This window comes from Mesorhizobium sp. B2-5-3 (genome assembly GCF_006441005.1).
Taxonomy (GTDB): domain Bacteria; phylum Pseudomonadota; class Alphaproteobacteria; order Rhizobiales; family Rhizobiaceae; genus Mesorhizobium.
Genome location: NZ_VFUS01000004.1, coordinates 1 through 22,250, shown reverse-complemented (window position 1 = coordinate 22,250; position 22,250 = coordinate 1). Strand labels below are relative to the sequence as shown.

The window sequence follows — 22,250 nt, the reverse complement described above, 5'->3', positions numbered from 1 at the left end:
CAAGTAGGGTCGAGGACCCCGCCATCAATCCTTCATCGATTGCTCGCGCAGGGAGTCGGCGAGCAGGTTTAGCCCCAGCACGAACGACATCAGCGCGATCGTCGGCGGCAGTGCCGGGTGGATGAAGGAACGCAGCAGCCGGCTGGCATCCTTGATCGCCGTGCCCCAGTCGGGACTTTCCGGCGCCAACCCGAGGCCGAAATAGCCCAGCGTGCCGAGCAGGATGGTGGTGTAGCCGATGCGCAGGCAGGCATCGACGATCAGCGGTCCGCGCGCATTGGGCAGGATCTCCCACAGCATGATGTACCATGGCGATTCACCGCGCGTCTGGGCCGCCGCCACATAGTCCCGCGTCTTGATATCCATGGTCAGGCCACGCACGATGCGGAACACGCCCGGGCTGGAGGCGAACACCACCGCCACGAAGATGTTGAGCTGGTTGGGATCGATATGCACGATCTTCAGCGGGTCGGCATCGAACACCAGGCCGGCATAGATCCAGCCGCCGACCACCAGCGTCAGTCCGAGCAGGATGTAGATCCGGTCGGAACGGTTCTTGTAGCGCGTCCAGAACAGCACGCAGAAGAAAATAATCGGGAACAGGAAGAAAACGCCGGCCAGCGCGTAGGGGATCGGCGTGTCCATGATGCCCGGCGTCACCAGGAGGTAGAACAGCAGGATAACCGGGAAGGCCAGCACGAGATTGGCCAGGAACGACAAAACGGTATCGATCTTGCCGCCGTAATAGCCGGCCGGCAGGCCGAGCGTGATGCCGACCATAAGCGCGAAGCCGGTCGCCGCCGGCGCGATGATCAGGACGATCTGGCTGCCATAGACCATGCGTGAAAAGACATCGCGGGCGAGCTTGTCGCCACCGAACAGATAGGCGAGGCCCGATTGCGGTTCGATGGCTCCGGGCAGTGTATCCTTCATGATGGGAATCTGGCCGAGCGGATCGAAAGGCGAGATGGTCGAGGCGAAGATCGCCGTGAACAGCCAGAACAGGCAGATGGCCACCCCCGCTATGCCGACGCCGCTGTCGAACAGTTGGCCGTAGAGAGCCAGCTTCTTCTTGTAGAGGAAGCTCGCGCCCATGACGATGAGAAGCGCGAGCCAGACCGGCCAGAAGCGCCAGAGCACTTCGAGGACGACGGTGGAGGCACCGATATATTGGGCTTGCATGCGCCGTCTCCCCTACTGGACCCGAATGCGCGGATTGAGGAACGCGTAGCCGACATCGGAAATGAGCTGCGTGATCAGGACGATGAACACCGAGACCAGCGAGCAGCCGAGCAAAAGGTCGATGTCGTTGTTGCCGGCGGCCTCGACCAGTGTGTAGCCGAAGCCCTGATATCGGAACATCACCTCGACGATGACGACGCCGGTGAGCAGCCACGGAAACTGCAGCATGATCACGGTGAAGGGCGCGATCAGAGCGTTGCGCAGCGCGTGCCTGACCACCACGCTTTTGAAGGAAAGACCCTTCAGCCGGGCGGTGCGGATATATTGCTGCGTCATCACCTCGACCATCGAGGCACGCGTCATGCGCGCGATGTAGCCGATGCCGTAGATGGCCAGCGTGATCACCGGCAGCGTGAAGTTATAGAAGGTGATGCCCTGGCTTGCCGATGCGGCGGATCCGTTCAGCCAGCCAAGCCAGGAGGCGAAGATGACGGTAAAGATGACGCCCGATACATATTCGGGCGTCGCCGTCGAGGCGATCGAGGCGACCGACAGCACCCGGTCGGTGCGCGACCCCTCGCGCATGCCGGCCAGGATGCCGATCAGCAGCGAGACCGGCACCATCACCGCCAGCACACAGAACATCAGGATGCCCGTGGCGCCGAGCGCAGGGAATAGCTTGGCCCCCACCGTGGTCTTGAATTTGGTCGAGCAGCCGAAATCACCCTGGAGCACGCCGGAGAACTTCGGCTCGGCCGGATCATTGCAGAAAGAGAAGCGCTGCGCCGGCTTACCGGTCGCCGGATCGGTTACCGGCTGCTTGGGCACGACGCCGAGCCACTGGCCGTAGCGCACGAAAAAGTTCTGCCGGTAGCCGTGATTGACCAGCCAGCTTTCCAGCTGTTCGGCCGAGGTGTGCATCTCGGTCTGGCTGATCGCCAGCTTCTTCAGGTTGGGTTCCAGATTGACGAGGAAGAAGACGACCAGCGTCAGGCACAGCATCGTGAGCAGTATCGTGCCGATGCGTCTGGCGATGAATGAGAACATTGTACCCCCCTGCCGGCCGGGTTGGGGTCAGATAGGTTCAACCCTGTATCAAAAACCTTGTGACGTCACGCCGCCGCTGCATCCAATGCAACGGCGGCGATGCCGCGGGAGCGAAAGGCGCTGGCGCCCCGCTCCCGACAGGCTGTGGGTCACGCCTGATCGAGCCAGACCTTGCCGAAGTCGTGCTCGTAGGTGGGGTGCATCGAGTGGTTCTTCACCTCGGGCTTGATGTTGATGTAGAGCTTGCGCCAGTAAGGCTGGATGATGATGCCGGAATCCTGCAGCATCTGCTCGATGTCCTTCATCACCACCTTGCGCTTCTCCGCGTCGGCGATCCCGAGCGCCTCGTTGACCTTCTTGTCGAAGTCCGGATTGGCGTAGGCCGTCTCGTTCCAGGCTTCACCCGAGCGGTAGGCGATGGCGATGACCTGGATGCCAAGTGGACGCATGTTCCAGTTGGTTTCCGAGAACGGATATTTCGTCCAGTCGTTCCAGAAGGTCGAGCTCGGCAGCACGGTGCGCTTCACCTTGATGCCAGCCTCGCGCAGTTGGGCCGCGATCGCGTCCGTGGTGTTCTTGTGGTAGTCCTCGTCGTTGCTGATCAGCTCGTGTTCGAAATCGATCACGCCGGCTTCCGTCAGCATCTGCTTGGCCTTGGCGATGTCGCGCTTGATTTTGGGCAGCTCGACATATTCGGGATGGATCGGCGCGACATGGTGGTTCTCGGCCGGCGTGCCGGCATTGCCGTAGCCGAGCTGCAGCACCACCGAGTTGTCGACGGCCAGACACATCGCCTGACGCACTTTCTGGTCGCCATAAGGCTTGGCGTTGACGTTGAAGCGCGACACCACGGTGGCGGCGGTCACGACCTCGGAAGGCGGCGCGCCGACGTCTGCGATGATCTTGACGTAGTCGGCGGTCGTCTCATGGTTGGTCTGAACTTCGCCCGATTCGAAGGCCGAAACCGTTGCGGCCGGATCGGTGCCGTAATCGATGAACTCGACGCCATCGAGGAAGGCTTCGCCCTGCCACCACTTGCCGGTCTCGCGGCGCTTGTAGACGACCTTCTGGCCGACGTCGTAGGAGACGAGCTCGAACGGACCCGTACCGATCGGGCAGTTCTTGAAGTTGGCGCCCTTCTCGTCGAAGCTCTTGTGCACCACCAGTGCCGGATAATCGGTCAGGTTGGGGATGATGGCGATATCGGGTTTGGTGAGCTTCAGCTTGACGGTCATGTCGTCGACCTTGATGACCGACCCTTCGCGCAATTTCTTGGTCTTGTCATCGACGAGGCTGCCGAGACGGCCCGGCATGGAGTTGCCTTCCGCGGCCTTGTCGGCCCAGCGGGTGAAATTGTAGATCACGTCGTCGGCGGTGAACTTGTCACCATTGTTCCATTCGACGCCCGGCCGCACATGCAGCGTGTACTCGGTGGCGTCGTCATTGATGTCCCAGCTTTCCAGGAGATAGGGCGCGAATGTGTACTGGTGGGTGTATTTCACCAGCGGCTCGAGCGCCTGCCTCTCGGCATTGGAGATTTCCGACCAGTCGGCCGTGCGCGGATCCTTGGGATCCTTGACCGACATTGCCACCTTGAGCACGCCGCCTTTCTTACCCTGCACGTCCTCGGCCTTGGCCGGCGTCGGGGCGGCGAGCCCCAGAAGGCCATAGGCCATGGCCGTCGAAGCGCCGAAGACGCTGGCGAGCGCGAGGAATTCGCGGCGATCGACCTTACCCGACTTGGCCTCTTCGGCCATGGCCAGGATGTGATCCGGAACGCTATCGCCATTACTCTTGTAGATTGTCATGACTAACTCCCATTGTTGGCTTTCCGCCGATTAACATTCCGCATCCAGGCCATGATGTCAAAGACGGCATGGTTGGGAACATATTGACGAATGTGCAACTTTGGAGGGGGAGCGGTTCGCGTGATAGCGACAGTCTTGGCGCAAAATTGCTAGTGCGCGACGGATTTCCACTAAATCTCTTCAGGCGATTAAACTGAGACATTGGCGCGGTTTGCGACAGGACCAGCCCTCGCCAGGATGAGGGCCAGCCCAAGTCTCCGCTTCAATATTCCTTCTCGTAGAAGATGCCGCCCTTGGCTTCGCCGGCGTCCGTCGCCTCGCCGCGCAGTTTGACGCCACGTCCCACGTTGAGGTCGATCGTGGCCTTGCCCGAGCCCGGCTTGTCGCCTTTCTGGATCGTCACATAGGTGCGGTCGTTGAGGTACTTGCCGGCAGAAACCGCCGTGCCGCCCTTTTCGTCGGTGGTGACATCGAGATCGTCGACGCCGATCGCGCTGCGCAGGTTTTCCAGCAGCGACGTCGAGCCGCCGACACCGGCGAGTTGCCCGGCGGCTTCGGCCAGTTGCGCGATCTGCAGCGGCGACAGGTTCGACATGGACCGCCCGAAGATCAGTTGCGCCAGCACCTCGTCCTCGGGCAGCGCCGGCACCGAGGTGAAGGTGAATTTCGGATTGGTCGCCTCGCCCGACACCACGATGGTGACGGTTGCGCTGCTCGTGGTCGTTGTCGCGGTCAGGTTGAGATAGGGCACCAGCGAGCCAGAAAAGCCGACCGTGCCCTCGGTGAAGGTCAGCCGCTTGCCGAGAATCGACAGCCGCCCGCGTTGCAGCGTGAAAGTGCCGACCGCTTGCGGCGATGAGGCCGGACCGGTCAGCCTGAGCGAGCCGCCGAGTTCGGCGTCCACGCCCCTGCCCTGGATGAAGATCTGGTTCGGCGCGTTGACGGTGACATCCAGCACAAGGCCGCTGCCACCCGTCTTGCCGCTGGTCGTGGCCGGGCGCAATGCCTTGTCCTGCGCCCTGACCGCGCCGGGCGCGTTCTTGTGTTTGACATCGAGCGCCGAAAGCGAACCTGGCAATTTGTCCGGAACGGTGATCACGGTTTTGGCAAGGTTGACGGTGCCGGCAATCACCGGTGCCGACGTCAGCGGTCCTTTGATCGTCAGGTCGCCGCCAAGGTTGGCGGTGACCACCCGCCCATCGGTGTAGCGGCCGTCGGTGAGCTTGATCGACAGGTCGGCCGGGAACCCCTGCGCCGGATTGATACCGACCGTGCCGCTGGCCGACAGGCTGCCGCGCGTCGACAGCGTCCCGGTCAGCCGGTTGATCCTGGCGACGCCATTGCCGATGGAAATTTCGGCTGCGATGTCGTTGACCGCAAGCCCGGAACGCGCGTCGAGCAGGCGGGCGCCCGACGTGCTGATGCTGCCGCCGATGACCGGCGATGTCGCGGGGCCGCGTACCTGCACATTGACACTCGCGGTCCCCGTCAGCGACAGGCCTTGCGCGGCGAGCTTCTGACTGAGGATTCCGAACGGCACGGCGCCATTGAAGTCGAGCGCGAGCGCCGGCGTGCCTGATGTCGTCACCGTGCCGCCGCCCTTGAGACCAAGGCCGGCCCCATCGCTGACATTGGCGTTGAAGGTCAGCTTGTTGCCGGCAAAGGTGCCGGAGGAAGAGACACTCACCGCACCGACCCCCGCGCCGCGGGTCTGGGAGGTCTGGACGCCGGCAGCATCGAGGTTGAACGCCGCACTGGGGCTGGCTGGTGCCCCGGTGACCTTCACCGTGCCCGAAATCGAACCGGCGGCATCGAGACCCCGCGAAAAACTGTTGGCAAGCGAGATCGGCACCCGCGCCAGCGCCGCGTTGATGTCGAGCGCCTGCCCGATCTTGCCGGTCACCGTCGCCGTGCCGCCGCCCAGGTTGAGCACCAGCCTGTCCAGCGTCGTCGTGCCATTGGCGATGGTGACGGTCGAAGCCTGCGCGATGGCAGCCTTTATGCCTTGGACGGTCGCCTCGCCGGAAGCAAGCTCTATGGTCGTCGTGCCGTTTGCCGCCTTCACGCGGCCCGCGGCCCTCGCCGGAATTCCTTTCACCGTCGCGCCGCCGGAAAAGCCGGTCCAGTCGCCGTCACGCTTCAGGTCGACATCGATGCCGCCGATCACCGTGCCGCCCGACGTGACGGTGTCGGCATGGATTTTTCCGGAGATGACCGGAGCGGCGAGGTAATTGGCGATCAATGCGTCGATCGACACGGCCTTCGCCTGAAGATCGCCGCGCGTGACCGAGGCGGTCGTAGCCTTGATGGCGACCTGCGGTGCGGCACCGTTCTTCGAGAACGCAATCGTGCCGCGCACATCGCCTTCCGCTTTTTCCAGCGCCAATGCGGCAAGCGGTCCTATATCGGGCAGGTCGAGAGAGATCGTGCCTTCGGGTATGAACTTGTCGTCCAGCGCCAGGTCGCCGGAAATCCTGTTTTGGCCCAGCGACAAAAGCAGGCCATTGATGGCGCTCTTGCCGTCCGCGGTCGCCAGCACCGCACTGCCTTGCAAGGGTTGGCCCGCGACATTGCCTGTCAGCTGCACATTGGCCGCCGGCTTGGCCGCGTCGGCTTTGCCGGTGGCGGTTAGTCTGAGCCCGGTGATCTCGCGCGACGCCACCGAAAGCTTGTCGCTGTCGACGGTCAGCGACAGATCCGGCGCGGTCGCCGGGCCCTGCGCATTCAGCGCAAAGGCGATGGCGCCTTTGGCATCCTTCGACAGCAGCGAAACATCGCCCAGCACGCCCTTGATGTCGGCGGCCAGCGTATTGTCGGCAAGGCTCGCCTGCCCCTGTGCGGTCAGCGCGCCGGAGGCCAGCGTCAATCCGCCTATGGCGATATTACCGTTGGGCTCGCGCTTCAGCGTGGCGCTCAACTGCGCCCGTTCGCCAAGCATGCCGCGTGCTGCGGCCGGCAGGGCCGACGATGGAGCATCCGCCTTCAGCTTGAGGTCGATGGCGCCGTCACGCAGCGACACCAGGCCGGCGACCTGGCTGTTGAGCGCGTCGCTTTTGAGCGAGCCGCTGTCGATGGCGACAGCGTCGGCTGACAGGCGCCCGCTGAGCGCGGCCGTGACCTTGCCGGCGATCAGCGGCGCGATGGTGGGATTGTCGAGCCCAACCCTATCCACCGAAACTGTGCCCGAAACCGGCCCGGCGCGGTTCTTCAGATCGAACGCATCCGAGTGCAATGCCAGGCTCAGTCCGTCCACCTTCGCCGGTCTCGTCGCGATCGAGGGCAGGATCGCGGACATATCCAATCGGGCCCGCGTGCTCTCGCCCGCCACCTTTGCCGACAGCGACCGGACCTCGATCTTGATGGGACTCTCGGCGCTTCCGACCGTGAGCGGCAGACTTGGACCGGATGAGACGAGGTCAAGGGCGAAATCGCTGGCGCCGTTCGGATTGATCGTGCCGGCGGCTTGACCGGAAACCTTGTCACCGGAGAGCGTCGCGTGATCGAGGACGACGCCGCCGGCCATGGTGTAGCGGCCGGCCGCGTCGACTGCGAGCTGCCCAAGCCCAGTCTGGCGGGTTTGGCTTGTTTCGACACCGGCCAGTTGCACATTGAACCGGACGTCCGGAGCCGACGGCGAGCCCGTTACCTCAGCGCTGCCATCAAGCGTTCCAGCGGCATCGAGGCCGGGCGAAAAGCCGTTGGCAAGGGCAGCCGGCAAGGCGGAGACCTTTGCCGCGAGATCGAGCGTCTGGCCGGCGGTACCGGACAGCGCCACCGAGCCGCCGCCGACATCGAGCGCTAATTTTTCGATGCTGGTGGTGCCATCGGCGATACTGAGCATAGATGGCTCGGCAATTGCCGCCTTGATGCCGCGAATCGTAGCCTCGCCCGAGGCGATCTCGACGCTGGTGACGCCATCGGCGATCTTCACGCGCCCCGCCGCCTTCGCTGGAATGCCGGATACGGTGGCGCCGCCGGAAAAATTCGTCCAGTCTCCGTCGCGCTTCAGATCGACGATGATGCCGCCGACTTGGGTGGTCCCCGACGTCACAGCATCGGCCTTGATCGAGCCTGAAATCGCCGGCGCCTTGAGATAGTTGGCAATCAAGGCATTGACGGCGATTGTGCTGGCCGTCACCTCGCCGCGCGCGATCGACGTGCTCTTCGCGTCAATGGCAACGGAGGGCACGTCGCCACTCTTGGCAAAGCGAATGGTGCCGTTGATGTCGCCGGTCACCGCCTGGCCGGCCAGCGCCGCAAGCTGATCGATTGCAGGCGCAGAAAGAATGAGCGTGCCCAGCGGCATGAACTTGTCATCCAGTGCCAGATCGCCCGACACCTTGTTGTCACCCAGCGACACCGCAAAGCCATTGATCGAGCGCTTGCCTTCGCTCGTCACCAGCGCCGCCTTGATGTCGAGCGGCTGGTCGTTGACGGCGCCGGTCAGCGAAACATTGGCGGAAGGGCTAGCAATGTCGGCCTTGCCGCTCGCGGTCAGCTTGATCGACTTCACCGTGCGGCCCGAGGCCGTCAGGCTATCGCTGTTGGCGGAAACCGTGAAATCCGGCGCGGTCATGGCGCCGCTTGCCGACAGGGCGAAATCGACACCGCCCTCGACCGGGACGCCGACCGTCGGCGACAGCACCGAAACATCCCCCAGCCTGCCTTTGATATCGGCCAGGATGTCGGTACCTTGCATGCTGGCGGTACCGCTGGCGCTGAGCGAACCGGACGTGAGTTCGATCGAGTTGGCGGCGAACGAGCCCTGCGGATCGCGCGACGCTGTGGCCGAGAACTTCACCCGCCCGCCGAGCACCGAGGCGATCTGCTGCGGGAAGGCGGTCGCCACGGCATCGGCATTCATCTTGAGCTGCATCGACAGGTCGGCGAGCGCCACGGTCGCCGTCAGCGAGGCATTGAGCGCATCGGACCGGAGCGTGCCCTGATCGATGACAATGGCGTCCTTGCTGAGGGAACCAGCCAGGCCGACATCGACCTTGCCAGTGACCAGCGGCGCCAGCGTCGCGACGTCGGTTTTCAGGCCACCGGCCCCAAGCTTGACGGTAACCGGCCCGGTGCGGTTCTGGATGTCGAAACCGTCGGAGTGTATCTGCGCCGCCAGGTCGTCTAGCCGCGTGCCGCCGACGACGATCGAAACGAAGGAGGCGCCGATATCGACGACCGGCGCCTTGCCGTCGCCGAACGCCCGGGCGGTGGCATTCTTGATCGCCAGCGTGATCGGCTGCGCCTTGCTGCCGACGCTAACCACCACGGGTGGCCCCTTGGCGGCGAGTTCGACCGAAAGATCGCTGGCTCCGGCGGGATCGACGATACCGGTCGCGGTGCCGTGCACGGCATCGCTGTCGATGTTGGCCCGGTCGACACTGATCCCGCCCGCCGTCGTGGCGGTGCCCGCCATATCGAAGCTGGTCTTACCGGCAAACAATGGTTTCAGGTTCTCCGGCAGGAAGCGGGCGAAATCGCCGTCGCCCTTGGCTTCGAGATAGTTACCCTTGTCGGTGAGCTGATGGCGGCCGGTGAGCTGGGTTACGATCCGATGATCGACAAGGAAGGTACCGACGCCACTCCAGTTGGCCAGCGGGCCGGTGCCCGAGACGACGATGTCGACCGGCGGCGTATCCGGCAGATTGAGCAGATTGGCGATGATGCCGCCGGCCGGTTCCGACGCCTTGAGGTTGAGGTCGAGCTTGTTGTCCGCTGGCGCGAAATGGATCTGCGCGTCGACATTGCCCTGTTTGCCGTCATGGCGGGTAATGTTGAGCACCGTCTCGACCGACAGCGGTGCGGCGTCGGCCTTCACCGAGGCCTTGGCGGCGAGTTCGGCGATGCCGCTGCCGGCCAGTTGTTGGCCAAGCGCGACTTCCGGCAAGTCGATCTGCTTGATATCAATGGAAACCGGCAGCGTCGTCGCGCCGCCTTGCGCCGGCTGCTGCGTGCCGGCCACCGGCAGACGCGCAAGTTCGATGCGCTCCGCCGCGATGCGGTCGGCTCTGAAGTTTTTGGACAACAGTGCCAGCGGCGACCAGTCGATGGCCACCTTGCGCGCCACCAGCCAGGCGCCCTCGCGGTCCTCCAGCACGACATGGTCGACACTGAGCGCGCCCGACCAGATACCGTCGATGCCGCTGACGGTGACCTTACGCTCGTCGCTCGAGGCCAGGCGCGAAATGATGCCGGCGAGATTGTCGCGTCCACGCTCGGTCTTGGTCAGCACGAAAAGCGCGCCGATGGCGCCTGCTACCACGATCAGCAGCGTGTAGAGAAAAATGCGAAGGATGCGCCAGACCGTCTTCATGTTCAAAACGCTTGACCAATGCCGGCATAGATGCCGAAATGAGGGTCGCCTGGGTCGCGGTTGAGCGGCACGGCGGCGTCGATACGCAGCGGCCCGAATGGCGTCACATAGCGCAAGCCGACGCCGGCGCCCACCTTGACGTCGGAAAAATCGGGGAACGACTTGGTCGATACCGTGCCGGCATCGACGAACGGCACGATGCCGATCGTGTCGGTGATGGCGATACGCATTTCAACCGAGGTCTCGAAGAAGGACAGGCCGCCGATCGGCTGGCCGGTGAAATCCTTGGGGCCGATGCCCTGATAGGCATAGCCGCGCACCGAGCCGCCGCCGCCGGAATAGAAACGCCGGTCGGCAGGCACGTTCTGCAGGCTGGTGCCGACGATCGAGCCAAGTGCGACACGTTCCGCCAGCACGAATTTCGAAGCGGTATCCAGCGACTGATAGGCCGATCCCTCGCCCTTCAGCTTGAGGAAGGCGGCACCGCTCAATATGTCGTAGCTCGGCTCGGCATAGGCCAGCAACCTGAAACCCTTGGTCGGGTTCAGCCTGACGTCCCTGTTGTCATAGACATATTGCAGCGGGATGCTGGCGATCAGGTATTTATGTTTGCCAAAGGAATCGTGGATGCGTGAATAGTCGAGCGCGACCTCGGCCGACACGGTTTGGTTCTTGGTCAGTTCATAGGACAGGCCGGTGTTGCCCTTGACCGAGAAATGGTCGTAGGCGTCGGGATGTTCGAGCACGGTCTTGATGCCGGCGAAGAATTTAGATGCCGGCCCGATCACGCCGGGTTTCTCGAACATGATGCCGGCATTGTAGTTCAATTCGGACAGGTCATTGCTGCCGATGCCGCTGATGGCTCCGTCGATGCGCAGCTTCTCGGCCCGGCCGAACAGGTTGCGATGGCCCCAATACCCCTCCAGCCCCAGCCCTTCCGTATTCGAGAAGGTGCCGCCCAGCCCGAAATAACGCGGCTTGCGCTCGCTGACCTGGACACCGATCGGAATGTTGCCCTCGGCATCGAGCTTGTCGGCCTCCTTGAAAGTCACGCTGTTGAAGACCTCGAGCGCCAGCAGCCTGTCGCGCGCATCGTCGATCTCCTGAGGCGAGTATTGCCGGCCACGTTTCAGCCCGGTCATGTATTCGGTGAAGTCGCGGTCGACCTTCTCGGTGCCTTCCACCGTGGTCGCGCCGTAGCCGGCGACTGGCCCGGCAGCAACCGTCAGCGTCACGTCGAGGGTCGACGTGTCATGGTCGGCGACGATGTGCCTGCTGGTCACCTCGGCCAGCGGCCTGCCCTGCTCCTTCAGCGTGCGCACGATCAGCGCCTCGGCCTTGAGCACCGCGCCAGACCCAGCGTCGCCGCCTGATATCAGGCCGTAGTCGGCGCCCATCAATCCAGCGGCGTCACCCTCCAGCCGGATATCGCCGAGGGTAAATTTGGGACCCGCGGCGATGTTGACGGCCACGGGAATGGGCTGCGGACCCTTGAATTCGGCGTCCGGCGGCAATTCGTCCAGCGGCTTGCCCTCGATGGTGATGGTGACGACGCCTTCGTAGCGGGCATCGGCGTAGAGCGCCGCCACAAGCTGTTCTCGATCGCTACGCGCCTTGGCCATCAGACCGAGCGAGCCGGAGACGGGATGGTCTTCGTCGCTCTTCAGCGACGAGGCGTTTTCGAGCTTTTTCACCAGGTCCTTGTCGGCGTCGGGCGCGGAGATGGTCACGGCGTAGCGCATCGGATCGACGATGTCGGCATCCTCGTCGCTCGATGAGCCCCACAGCTTGATGCCGAAGATTTCGAAGGCGGCCGCCGGTCCCAGTCCGGCGATCAGCGAGCAGCAGATCACGGCCAGAAGCAGCGCGCGCGAAAGCACGCGCTTTGGCTCGGTACCCCCTGACATCTGCCTTTCATACGCCGGCATTAAGACAACCTACTTTACAAACCTAAAATTGGAATGAAGTTCTGAAGCGCTCGTAAAGGGGCCACAATCCAATTGTCTGAAATAGGACGGGCTTGGAATTCACACCTTTTGCGTTGCCGCAAGAATGCGTGATCCCCTGTCCTATGGAGGTACTACCGGCTGTTGGCCGGAAAGGAAACCGTTGGCAGGCGGAACCCTGCCGCGTCCTCATGTTGACAAGCCTGAGTGAAGCTTGAACATGCCCGGACGTCTGCAAATTGTCTGGAGGGTGTTATGGCAATGCGCGCGGCTCGTGGTCTGTCTTTCCTGGTCCTTCTCTTCTTCGCCTGGGCCAATGTCTTGCCCTGGGGTAGCGTCGCGCAAGCGGCCGAAGTACGGCGAGTCGCAACGACCGACAATTCCGACTATTTCGGTTTCGACCTCCGGTCGGACCAGAATGTCACGCTCGATCAATGCAAGACCACCTGCCTGGGCGATCCCGCCTGCCGCGCCTTCACCTATAACACCAAGGCCAAATGGTGTTTCCTCAAATCCGATTATAACCAGTTGAAGCCCTTCAACGGCGCGGTCGCGGGCAAGGTCGTCAATATCGACGGCGATCCCGACATCGGCGCGCCGCCGGAACTCGCCTTCTTCCCCAACTGGATGGCCGACCAGGCCCAGCAATACCGCAACAGGCTGCTCGGCCCGGCCTATGACAGGCCGACCGAGGGCATGGCCGCGCTGACCACGGCGGCCGAGCAGGCGGTGCTCACCGGCGATCATCGCACTGCCATGCAGAAATACGAGGCCGCGGTCTCTGTCATGCCCGACGATGGCCAGCTCTGGCTCAACCTGGCGCGCGAAACGCTTGCCGTGCAGCCGGCGGCCAACACATCCGAGGCCTCCACCTTGCCGGCAAACGGTACGTCGGCCGCCTTCAATGCCTACAAGCTCCTGCGTACAGCCAGGACGCGGGCGGAGACGCTGGCGCTCATCGGCTCCGGCCTCGACAAGCGCGACCTCTATCGCCCCGCCCTGCAGGCCTATGAAGCCAGCCTTGCCCTGGTACCTTCGCCTGCGGTCCAGGCCGACTATTCTGATCTCAAGGCTCGCAAGGGTTTCCGCGTCATCGACCACACCGTCGATGCCGACACCAGCGCCCCGCGCATCTGCGCCCAATTCTCCGAGGAATTGGTCAAGACCGGCGTCGATTACGCACAATTCGTCACCGTCGACAACCAGCCGCCCAAAGGCGTTGAAGCCAAGGACAAGCAGATTTGCGTCGAAGGACTGGAACACGGCCAGCATTATGACGTGACCTTCCGCGCCGGCCTGCCGGCCGCCATCGGCGAAGTGACCGCCGCGCCCGTCGTGCTGTCGATCTACGTGCAGGACCGTGCGCCTTCGGCCCGCTTCACCGGCGACAGCTTCGTGCTGCCGGCCGGTGCGCGCCGCGGCATCCCCGTCGTCACCGTCAACATGAACGCCGCCGAGATGAAGCTCTATCGCATCGGCGACCGCTCGCTGGCCCAGCTTCTGTCCGGCTACCAGTTCCTGCATCAGCTCGACAGCTACGACATCTCAAACATTTCCGAGCAGATGGGCGAGCCGGTCTGGGAAGGCCAGCTCGACATCGCCAACGACCTGAACAAGGAGGTCACCACCTCCTTCCCGGTCGACGAGGCGCTGCCGCGGCGCAAGCCCGGCGTCTATGTGCTGACTGCCCAGGCTGTCAGCGAGAAGAGCGACGACTACAACTCGATGGCCACGCAATGGTTCGTCGTTTCCGACATCGGCCTCTCGACCTATACCGGTCAGGACGGGCTCAATGTCTATGCCCGTTCGCTGGGCAGCGCCAAGCCGATAGCGGGCGCCGAACTGACGCTGGTTGCCCGCAACAACGAGATCCTCGGCACCGCGACTTCGGATGCCGATGGTCATGCCGTGTTCAATCCCGGCCTAACACGCGGCGACGGCGGCATGGTGCCGGCCGTGCTGATGGCCAGGCAGGGCGATAACGACTTTGTCTTCCTCGACATGGCCCGCGCCGGTTTCGACCTGTCTGACCGCGGCGTCACTGGACGCGCAGCGCCGGGCGCGCTCGATGTCTACGCCTGGACCGAGCGCGGCATCTACCGCGCCGGCGAGGAGGTGCATGTTGCGGCTCTTGCCCGTGACGGCGCCGCCAAGGCGGTCGAGAACCTGCCGCTGACCTTCATCTTCTCGCGCCCGGACGGCGTCGAGGATCGCCGCGTCGTCAGCGATGGCGCGTCAGCCGGCGGGCACGCCGTCGATCTGCCGCTCCAGCCAAACGCCATGCGCGGCACCTGGTCGGTATCGATCTATACCGATCCCAAGCAACCGGCCGTCGCCAGCCAGATGTTCCTGGTCGAGGATTTCGTGCCGGACCGCATCGAATTCGACATGAAGGCCGACAAGCAGGAGATCGCGCAGGGCGAAACCGCCAACATCACCGTCGACGGCCGCTTTCTCTATGGCGCACCGGCTGCTGGCCTCGCGCTCGAAGGCGAACTGACCCTGTCGACCGCGCGTGACTGGGACCGCTTCAACGGCTATTCCTTTGGCCTTGCCGACGAGCAGTCGTCGGAACCGACCGTCACCCCGTTCACCGATCTTCCGGTGGTCGGCGAGGATGGCAAGGCGACCTTCCCGGTCTCCGTCGAGCAACTGCCGTCGACCACGAAGCTCATCGACGCCAAGGTGACGGTCCGTATGCGTGAGACCGGCGGCCGCGCAATCGAGCGCTCGCTTAATATCGGCATCCGCCCGCAAGGCCACATGATCGGCATCCGGCCGAACTTTGCCGATGATGAAGTGCCGCAGGGCGGCACGGCGAAATTCAGCCTGATCGCCGTCGACCCCGACGGCCAGCGCGAGGCGCTGAAAGGTGCGCAATGGTCGCTGGTCAAGGTCGAGCGCAATTACCAGTGGTACCGCTCCAACAACTCATGGAATTACGAACCCGTCACCTTCACCAAATCGATCGCCAATGGCCAGGTCGACCTTGGCGCCGACGGCGAGGCGACAGTGTCGATCCCGGTCGACTGGGGCCGCTACCGGCTCGAGGTCGAGACGGCGGATCCGGAAGGACCCGCGACCAGCTATGAGTTCGATGGCGGCTGGTATGTCTCCTCCACCACCACCGAAACGCCTGATGGTCTCGAGATCGCCCTCGACAAGGGCAATTATGCCGCCGGCGAAGTGGCCAGGCTCAAGGTCTCGCCGCATTTTGCCGGCGAACTTCTGGTCAACATCGGTTCCGACAAGCTGTTGAAGACCGTCACGGCGTCGGTGCCGGCCGGCGGCGGCACGGTCGACATCCCGGTCGGCGACGACTGGGGCGCCGGCGCCTATGTCACGGCAACCCTGTTCCGGCCTGGCGACGCGCAGGAAAGCCGCATGCCGGCCCGCGCCATCGGCGTGAAATGGCTGAAGGTCGATCCGGGCTCGAAGAAGCTCGCCGTCACCCTTACCCCGCCGGACAAGACCATGCCGCGCCAGCAGCTGTCGATCCCGGTCGCGGTCGCCGGCGTAGAGCCCGGCAGCAACGCCTATGTCACTGTCGCCGCCGTCGATGTCGGCATCCTCAACCTGACCAACTACAAGGCGCCGGATCCTGAGAACTGGTTTTTCGGCCAGCGCATGCTGGGCATGGAAATCCGTGATCTCTACGGCCGCCTGATCGACGGCTCTCTCGGTACTATGGGCAAGCTCAGGACCGGCGGCGACGGCGCCAACATGCAGGCGCAGGGCAGTCCGCCGACCGAAAAGCTGGTCGCCTTCTTCTCCGGCCCGGTGCAGCTCGATGCCGACGGCAAGGCACGCGTAGACTTCGATATTCCGCAGTTCAACGGCACGGTTCGCGTCATGGCCGTCGCCTGGACCAAGGAAGCGGTCGGCCACGCCCAGTCGGACGTGATCGTGCGCGATCCGGTGGTGATCACCGCCGGCCTGCCGCGCTTCCTGGCGCCCGGCGACGCCGCCGTCATGCGGCTCGACATTGCGGACACCGACGGCCCGGCCGGCGACTACGCGCTGTCGATCGACACGACGAGGGACCTCTCGACGGGCGACAAGCCCCTGCCCCAGAAACTGACGCTGGCGCAGGGCAAGCGCCAGACCCTGACCGTGCCGCTGATCGCACAGACGGCAGGCAATGCCTCGCTCACCATCAAGCTGGCGCACGCCGATGGCATCAAGGTCGAGCAGACGCTCTACGTGCCGGTCCGTCCAGCACAACTGCCGGTCACCACCCGCATGGTGGTCGACCTCAAGGGCGATGGCGGCGCGCTGCGCGTCGACAAGGAGCTTTTGGCGGCAAGCCTGCTCGACGGCGCTTCGGTCAGTGTCGGCGTTTCGCAGGCGGCGGCCTTCGATGTGCCCTCGCTCCTGATGACGCTCGACCGCTATCCCTATGGCTGCGCCGAGCAGACCACCAGCCGGGCGATGCCCCTGCTCTATGTCAACGAAATGGCCTCGGGCGTCGGCATGGAGAGCGATCCCGAGCTGCGTGGCCGCATCCAGGACGCGATCTACAAGGTGCTGAGCTACCAGGCTTCGGGCGGCAGCTTCGGCCTGTGGGGCCCGGGCTCCGGCGATCTGTGGCTCGACGCCTATGTCACCGACTTCCTGACCAGGGCGCGCGAGCAGAAATACGACGTGCCGGCGCTCGCCATGAACCAGGCACTGGGCAATCTTCAGAACTCGCTTGGGTACGATCAGGACGTCCAGGACCGCGGCAGCGAGATCGCCTACGCGCTCTATGTGCTCGCCCGCAACAAGAAGGCCTCGATCGGCGATCTGCGCTATTACGCGGACACCCAGCTCGAGGCCTTCACCAGCCCGATGGCTGTCGCCCAGCTGGCGGCGAGCCTGGCGCTCTATGGCGACGCCCAGCGTTCGGAAGCGACCTTCCAGACGGCGCTGCGGCTCGCCAAGTCGAGCACGGACTATGACTATTACCGGTCGGACTATGGCTCGGCGCTGCGGGACGGCGCCGCGATGCTGGCGCTGGCGGCGGAATCAAAACCGGCGCCGACGATCGTGCCGGAATTGATCAAGCTGGTGACCAAACAACGCGCCGAGGTCCGCTGGACCAGCACCCAGGATGAATCCTGGATGCTGCTGGCGGCCCGGGCACTGAAGGAAGGCAATGATTCGATCACGCTTTCCGTCAATGGCGCGCCGCATTCCGGCGGCTATTCCAGCCAGGTCAACGGCAGCGATCTGGCCGACAGCCCGCTCACCATCGCCAACACCGGCAAGACCCCGCTGCAGGCCGTCGTCACCACCGTGGCGTCGCCGGTACAGCCCTTGCCGGCGGGAGGTGACGGCTTCACTATCGAGCGCACCTACTACAAGCTCGACGGCACCGAAGCCAATGTGACGGAGGCAACCCAGAACGAACGCTATGTCGTCGTGCTCAAGGTCAACGAACAGAACAACTGGCCTTCGCGCCTTTTGATTACCGACCTTTTGCCGGCCGGCTTCGAGATCGACAATCCCGGCCTGGTCTCCAGCGCGCAATTGTCGAACTTCTCCTGGCTGGCGCAGACCGACGCCGCGCATCTGGAATTCCGCGACGACCGTTTCGTCGCCGCCTTCAACCCCAGCGACGGCGACCACGACCACAATCTGACGCTCGCCTATGTCGTGCGCGCCGTGACGCCGGGCATCTACGCCCATCCGGCCGCAACGGTGGAGGATATGTACCGGCCGCAATATTCGGCCCGTACCGCCACCGGCATGATGGAGGTCAAGGCGCCGTAAGGTGTCGAGGCGGACATGAACGTGAAGTTTGCGCTGCCCCTCATTGCCCTGCCGGGCATTTCTCCCCGTATAATGACGGGGAGAAATGGCCCTGCACCAAGGCTTTCGCCAATTTTCAACATTACAGAAAAGGCGCCGACGATTGCGACAGCTCCCTTCTCCCCGCCACTATGCGGGGAGAAGGTGCCGGCAGGCGGATGAGGGGCAGCGCCATGCCCTCAAGAAAATTCCTGCGCCGCGCGGCTATCGCTAGCACCTCCTTGGTGGCTGTTATTGCTGTTTCCGCCGCTACCCTGTGGCAGCTCGACCGCGCCTTCCCGCCTCCGCTTCCTGAAAAGCTTACCGTCTCGACGGAAGTCCAGGACCGCGACGGCCAGCTTTTGCGCGCCTTCGCCACGCCTGATGGCTATTGGCGGCTCGAAACCCGCCTCAACCAGGTCGACAAGCAGTTCGTCGACATGTTGGTCACCTATGAGGACAAGCGCTTCTGGAACCATGAAGGCGTCGATGTGCTGGCGCTTGCCCGCGCCGCCGGCCAGTTCGCCACCAGCGGCCACATCGTGTCCGGCGGCTCGACGCTGTCGATGCAGCTTGCCCGCCTGATCGAGCCGCGCGACAGCCGCAGCCTCGGCTCCAAGCTCAAGCAGATGCTGCGCGCCATCCAGATCGAGCGGCGGCTGTCCAAGCGCGGGATCCTCGAACGCTATCTGACGCTGGCGCCCTATGGCGGCAATCTCGAAGGCGTGCGCGCCGCTTCGCTCGCCTATTTCGGTAAGGAGCCGAAGCGGCTCACCGTCTCGGAAGCCGCGCTTCTCGTCGCCCTGCCGCAACTGCCGGAAAAGCGCCGGCCCGACCGCAATCTCGCGATCGCGCACGCCGCCCGCGACCGCGTGCTGTCCCGCATGGCCTCGGCTGGCCTGCTTGGCGAACGCGAGGCCGCGCGCGCCGCGCTCGACGATGTGTCTGGCCTGCGCCGTAGCTTGCCGGCGCTCGCCGCGCACGCCGCCTATGCGATGCTGCCCAAGGCGGTTCCCGGCCAGCCGCTCAAGCTGACGATCCGCAAGAGCGTCCAGGAAGGGCTGGAACAGGTAGCGCGCGACGCCGCCGCCAAGCTTGGGGCGCGTCTCTCCGTCGCCATGGTGCTGGCCGATTCCCGCACCGGCGATATTCTAGGCGAAGTCGGCTCGGCCAATTTCTTCGACGCCAGCCGCTCCGGCTGGATCGACATGACCAAGGTCGTGCGTTCGCCCGGCTCGACGCTGAAGCCGTTCATCTACGGTCTTGCCTTCGAACAGGGACTGGTGGCGCAGGAAATGCTGATCGAGGACAGCCCGGCCGATTTCGGCGGCTACCGGCCGAAGAATTTCGATATGGGCTACCAGGGCGACGTCAGCATCCGCGAGGCGCTGCAACTGTCGCTCAACGTGCCGGCGATCCGCGTGCTCGACGCAGTCGGTCCCGCGCGGCTGACGGCCCGATTCCGCCAGGCTGGGGTAAACCCGATCCTGCCGGTCAACGAGGCGCCGGGCCTGGCCATCGGCCTTGGCGGCGTTGGGATTACGCTGCGCGATCTCGTCCAGCTCTATACAGGGCTCGCCAATGGCGGCAAGACGCACACGCTGCATGATGGCACCGAGCCGGCCGATGCCGAGCGCACCACCGCGACCATCCTCGATGACCAGGCGAGCTGGCAAATCATGGACATTCTGTCGGGCGTCAAGCCGCCCGAGGGTGCATTGCAGCGCGGCATCGCCTACAAGACCGGCACCTCCTATGGCTACCGCGATGCCTGGTCGGTCGGCTTCGACGGCCGTTACGTGCTGGGCGTCTGGGTCGGCCGGGCCGATGCAGGCGCGGTGCCTGGCCTGTCCGGCTATGTGTCGGCAGCCCCAATTCTGTTCGAGGGCTTTGTCCGCTCGGGTCTCGCCACCGTGCCGCTGCCGGGCAAGCCCCCCGGCGCCTTCACTCCTCGACGTAACGACCTGCCTGTGACGCTTGCCCGCTTCGGCGCCGGGTCCGACGGCCTGGTTCAGGCCTCGACCCCCACAGAGCCCGCGCCGACCATTATCTTTCCGCCCGACGGCGCCCGCGTCGATCTCGCCACCAACTCGGCCGACGCCTCGCCGCTGGTACTGAAGCTGCAAGGCGGGCGCGCGCCGTTCCGCTGGCTGGCCAACGGCAAGCCGCTGACCGGCATCGACCGCCGGCGCACCGCGACATGGCAACCGGACGGCACCGGCTACTCGACCTTGACCGTAATCGATGCGGCGGGACGCGCGGCAAGTGTGAAGGTGTTTGTTGAATAAGATTGCGCAAGCGATTCAGGGGATTGCGCTTCTTCGCCTGAGGTACGGCGCCTCGCGACAATACTCGCGACGCCAGTTCCTTTACCCGCAATCTCCTCCCAGCCCGCGCCGACGCCCTGCCCGCCGACTTCGTCCGCGTTGCCGGCCCCTCGATCCGCCAGGATATCCGTTACGCCGGAACGGACAATTTTCCTGTACCGCAAGCGAAGCGACGGCAAACCGCAAGCTGCTGCTCGGCGCGATGCACTCGGCCGGATTCAAGAACTATGCACGCGAATGGCGGCACCTTCACGCTGAACCACGATCCCTCCGCCAAGCAGCGCTTCGATTTCCCAGTCCAGCCGGATAGCGTGCCGACCAAATGCCACAGCCTTGCTTCGGCACCGCTTGTTCCTAGATAGGTCGATGGGGATTCGCCAAGGGGACGTTTGAGGGAAAATGTTTCTCCGCACCGCGAAATCAGGTCCAAGATTTTCTCCAAAACGACAAAAAAGGCAACATTTAATGCATCTAAATTCTACCAATTCGGTAGATTTGACGTGGGTTCAACGGAGGCAGAAATGACCAAACCTCGTTTCAGGAGACTGCTCGGCGCACTGGTCGCCACGTCTGTCCAGTTCGGCACGCTCGGTTTCGCGTTCGCCGATACCACCATTCTCAACGTGTCGTACGATCCGACACGCGAGCTCTACAAGGCTTATGACGAGGCCTTCGCCGCTCACTGGAAAGCCGAGACAGGGGAAACGGTCACCATACAGCAGTCGCACGGTGGATCGGGCGCACAGGCCCGGGCCGTGATCGACGGCCTCGACGCCGACGTGGTGACGCTGGCGCTCGAAGGCGATATCAACGCCATCGTCTCCAAGTCGAAAAAGATCAATCCGGACTGGCGCACGAAATTCGAGAACAATTCGGCACCCTACACCTCGACCATCATCTTCCTCGTCCGCAAAGGAAACCCCAAGGGCATCCACGACTGGAACGACCTGGTCAAGGACGGCGTCCAGGTGATTACGCCCAACCCGAAGACATCGGGCGGCGCACGCTGGAACTATCTCGCCGCCTGGGCTTATGCCAACGCCAATGACGGTGGCGACGAGGCCAAGACGAAGGAGTTCGTCGGCAAGCTCTATGCCAACGCTCCGGTGCTCGATACCGGTGCGCGCGGCTCGACGGTGACCTTCGCGCAAAAGGGCCTGGGCGACGTGCTGATTGCCTGGGAAAACGAGGCCTATCTAGCGCTCGACGAGTTCGGTGCCGAAAATTTCGATATCGTCTATCCCCCGACCTCGATCCTAGCCGAGCCGCCGGTCGCTTTGGTCGACGCCAATGTCGATGCCAAGGGCACGCGCAAGGTCGCCGAAGCCTATCTGGGCTGGCTCTATTCCAAGGAAGCGCAGACGATCATCGCCAAGAACCACTATCGTCCGGCCAAGCCCGATCTGGTGTCGGCAGAGGACCTGGCCAAGCTACCGCCGATCAAGCTGGTCACCATCGACGACCCACAATTCGGCGGCTGGAAGAAAGCACAGCCTTACCATTTCGGCGATGGTGGTATATTCGACCAGATCTACAAGCCCCAGTAAGCAGTCGATATTCAGGACGATATGATCACAGCACCCGCTCGGGCGGGTTGGCGGTTTCGACAGCCGAGCGTCATTCCGGGTTTCGGATTGACGCTCGGCTTCTCGCTTGCCTACCTTACCCTCATCATCCTCATTCCGCTGTCGGGGCTGGTCTGGCGCTCCGCGGCGCTCGGCTGGACCGATTTCTGGGCGATCGCCACCGACCGGCGCACCATCAACGCGCTCCGCATCAGCTTCGGCACCGCCTTTGTCGCGGCCGCCGTCAATGTCGTGTTCGGCACGCTGGTCGCCTGGGTGCTGGTGCG

General features: G+C 63.9%; 8 protein-coding genes and 1 pseudogene. 4 read left to right on the top strand and 5 right to left on the bottom strand.

Translation table 11 applies throughout. The features are described 5' to 3' along the window. Positions 1 to 24 precede the first annotated feature (24 nt). The 5 genes from FJ867_RS10405 to FJ867_RS10385 form a co-directional block, all read right to left on the bottom strand. Positions 25 to 1,182, bottom strand: coding sequence for an ABC transporter permease (locus FJ867_RS10405; RefSeq protein ID WP_140495091.1), 1,158 nt, complete (start codon positions 1,180 to 1,182; stop codon positions 25 to 27). Between the two features lie 12 nt (positions 1,183 to 1,194). Further along, positions 1,195 to 2,229: an ABC transporter permease gene (locus FJ867_RS10400; RefSeq protein WP_140685475.1), complete on the bottom strand. Its 1,035-nt coding sequence runs from the start codon at positions 2,227 to 2,229 to the stop codon at positions 1,195 to 1,197. Positions 2,230 to 2,378: 149 nt separating this feature from the next. Next, on the bottom strand, positions 2,379 to 4,037 hold the full coding sequence (locus FJ867_RS10395) for an ABC transporter substrate-binding protein (protein WP_140495085.1): 1,659 nt from the start codon (positions 4,035 to 4,037) through the stop codon (positions 2,379 to 2,381). A gap of 262 nt (positions 4,038 to 4,299) precedes the next feature. After that, positions 4,300 to 10,353, bottom strand: a complete 6,054-nt coding sequence (locus FJ867_RS10390) for a translocation/assembly module TamB domain-containing protein (RefSeq protein ID WP_140817329.1) — start codon at positions 10,351 to 10,353, stop codon at positions 4,300 to 4,302. A gap of 2 nt (positions 10,354 to 10,355) precedes the next feature. Then, positions 10,356 to 12,281, bottom strand: coding sequence for an autotransporter assembly complex family protein (locus tag FJ867_RS10385; RefSeq protein WP_140817327.1), 1,926 nt, complete (start codon positions 12,279 to 12,281; stop codon positions 10,356 to 10,358). 273 nt (positions 12,282 to 12,554) lie between these two features. Between FJ867_RS10385 and FJ867_RS10380 the strand changes: the two genes are divergently transcribed. From FJ867_RS10380 to FJ867_RS10355, 4 genes and pseudogenes are all read left to right on the top strand, one after another. Next, complete coding sequence (locus FJ867_RS10380; protein ID WP_140817325.1) at positions 12,555 to 18,053, top strand: alpha-2-macroglobulin family protein; 5,499 nt, start codon at positions 12,555 to 12,557, stop codon at positions 18,051 to 18,053. Positions 18,054 to 18,265: 212 nt separating this feature from the next. Further along, on the top strand, positions 18,266 to 20,359 hold the full coding sequence (gene pbpC / locus FJ867_RS10370; RefSeq protein WP_140817323.1) for a penicillin-binding protein 1C: 2,094 nt from the start codon (positions 18,266 to 18,268) through the stop codon (positions 20,357 to 20,359). Between the two features lie 560 nt (positions 20,360 to 20,919). Next, positions 20,920 to 21,945 carry a sulfate ABC transporter substrate-binding protein gene (locus FJ867_RS10360; RefSeq protein WP_140521250.1) on the top strand — a complete coding sequence of 342 codons (1,026 nt, stop codon included), beginning with the start codon at positions 20,920 to 20,922 and terminating at the stop codon, positions 21,943 to 21,945. A gap of 21 nt (positions 21,946 to 21,966) precedes the next feature. Then, positions 21,967 to 22,250 (top strand): annotated as a pseudogene (locus FJ867_RS10355) (molybdate ABC transporter permease subunit); the annotation flags it as partial.

Excerpts from the sequence above, each read along its gene's own strand:
- FJ867_RS10405 (WP_140495091.1), bottom strand. The coding sequence starts at position 1,182 with ATGCAAGCCCAATATATCGGTGCCTCCACCGTCGTCCTCGAAGTGCTC.
- FJ867_RS10400 (WP_140685475.1), bottom strand. The coding sequence starts at position 2,229 with ATGTTCTCATTCATCGCCAGACGCATCGGCACGATACTGCTCACGATG.
- FJ867_RS10395 (WP_140495085.1), bottom strand. The coding sequence starts at position 4,037 with ATGACAATCTACAAGAGTAATGGCGATAGCGTTCCGGATCACATCCTG.
- FJ867_RS10390 (WP_140817329.1), bottom strand. The coding sequence starts at position 10,353 with ATGAAGACGGTCTGGCGCATCCTTCGCATTTTTCTCTACACGCTGCTG.
- FJ867_RS10385 (WP_140817327.1), bottom strand. The coding sequence starts at position 12,281 with ATGCCGGCGTATGAAAGGCAGATGTCAGGGGGTACCGAGCCAAAGCGC.
- FJ867_RS10380 (WP_140817325.1), top strand. The coding sequence starts at position 12,555 with ATGGCAATGCGCGCGGCTCGTGGTCTGTCTTTCCTGGTCCTTCTCTTC.
- pbpC (WP_140817323.1), top strand. The coding sequence starts at position 18,266 with ATGCCCTCAAGAAAATTCCTGCGCCGCGCGGCTATCGCTAGCACCTCC.
- FJ867_RS10360 (WP_140521250.1), top strand. The coding sequence starts at position 20,920 with ATGACCAAACCTCGTTTCAGGAGACTGCTCGGCGCACTGGTCGCCACG.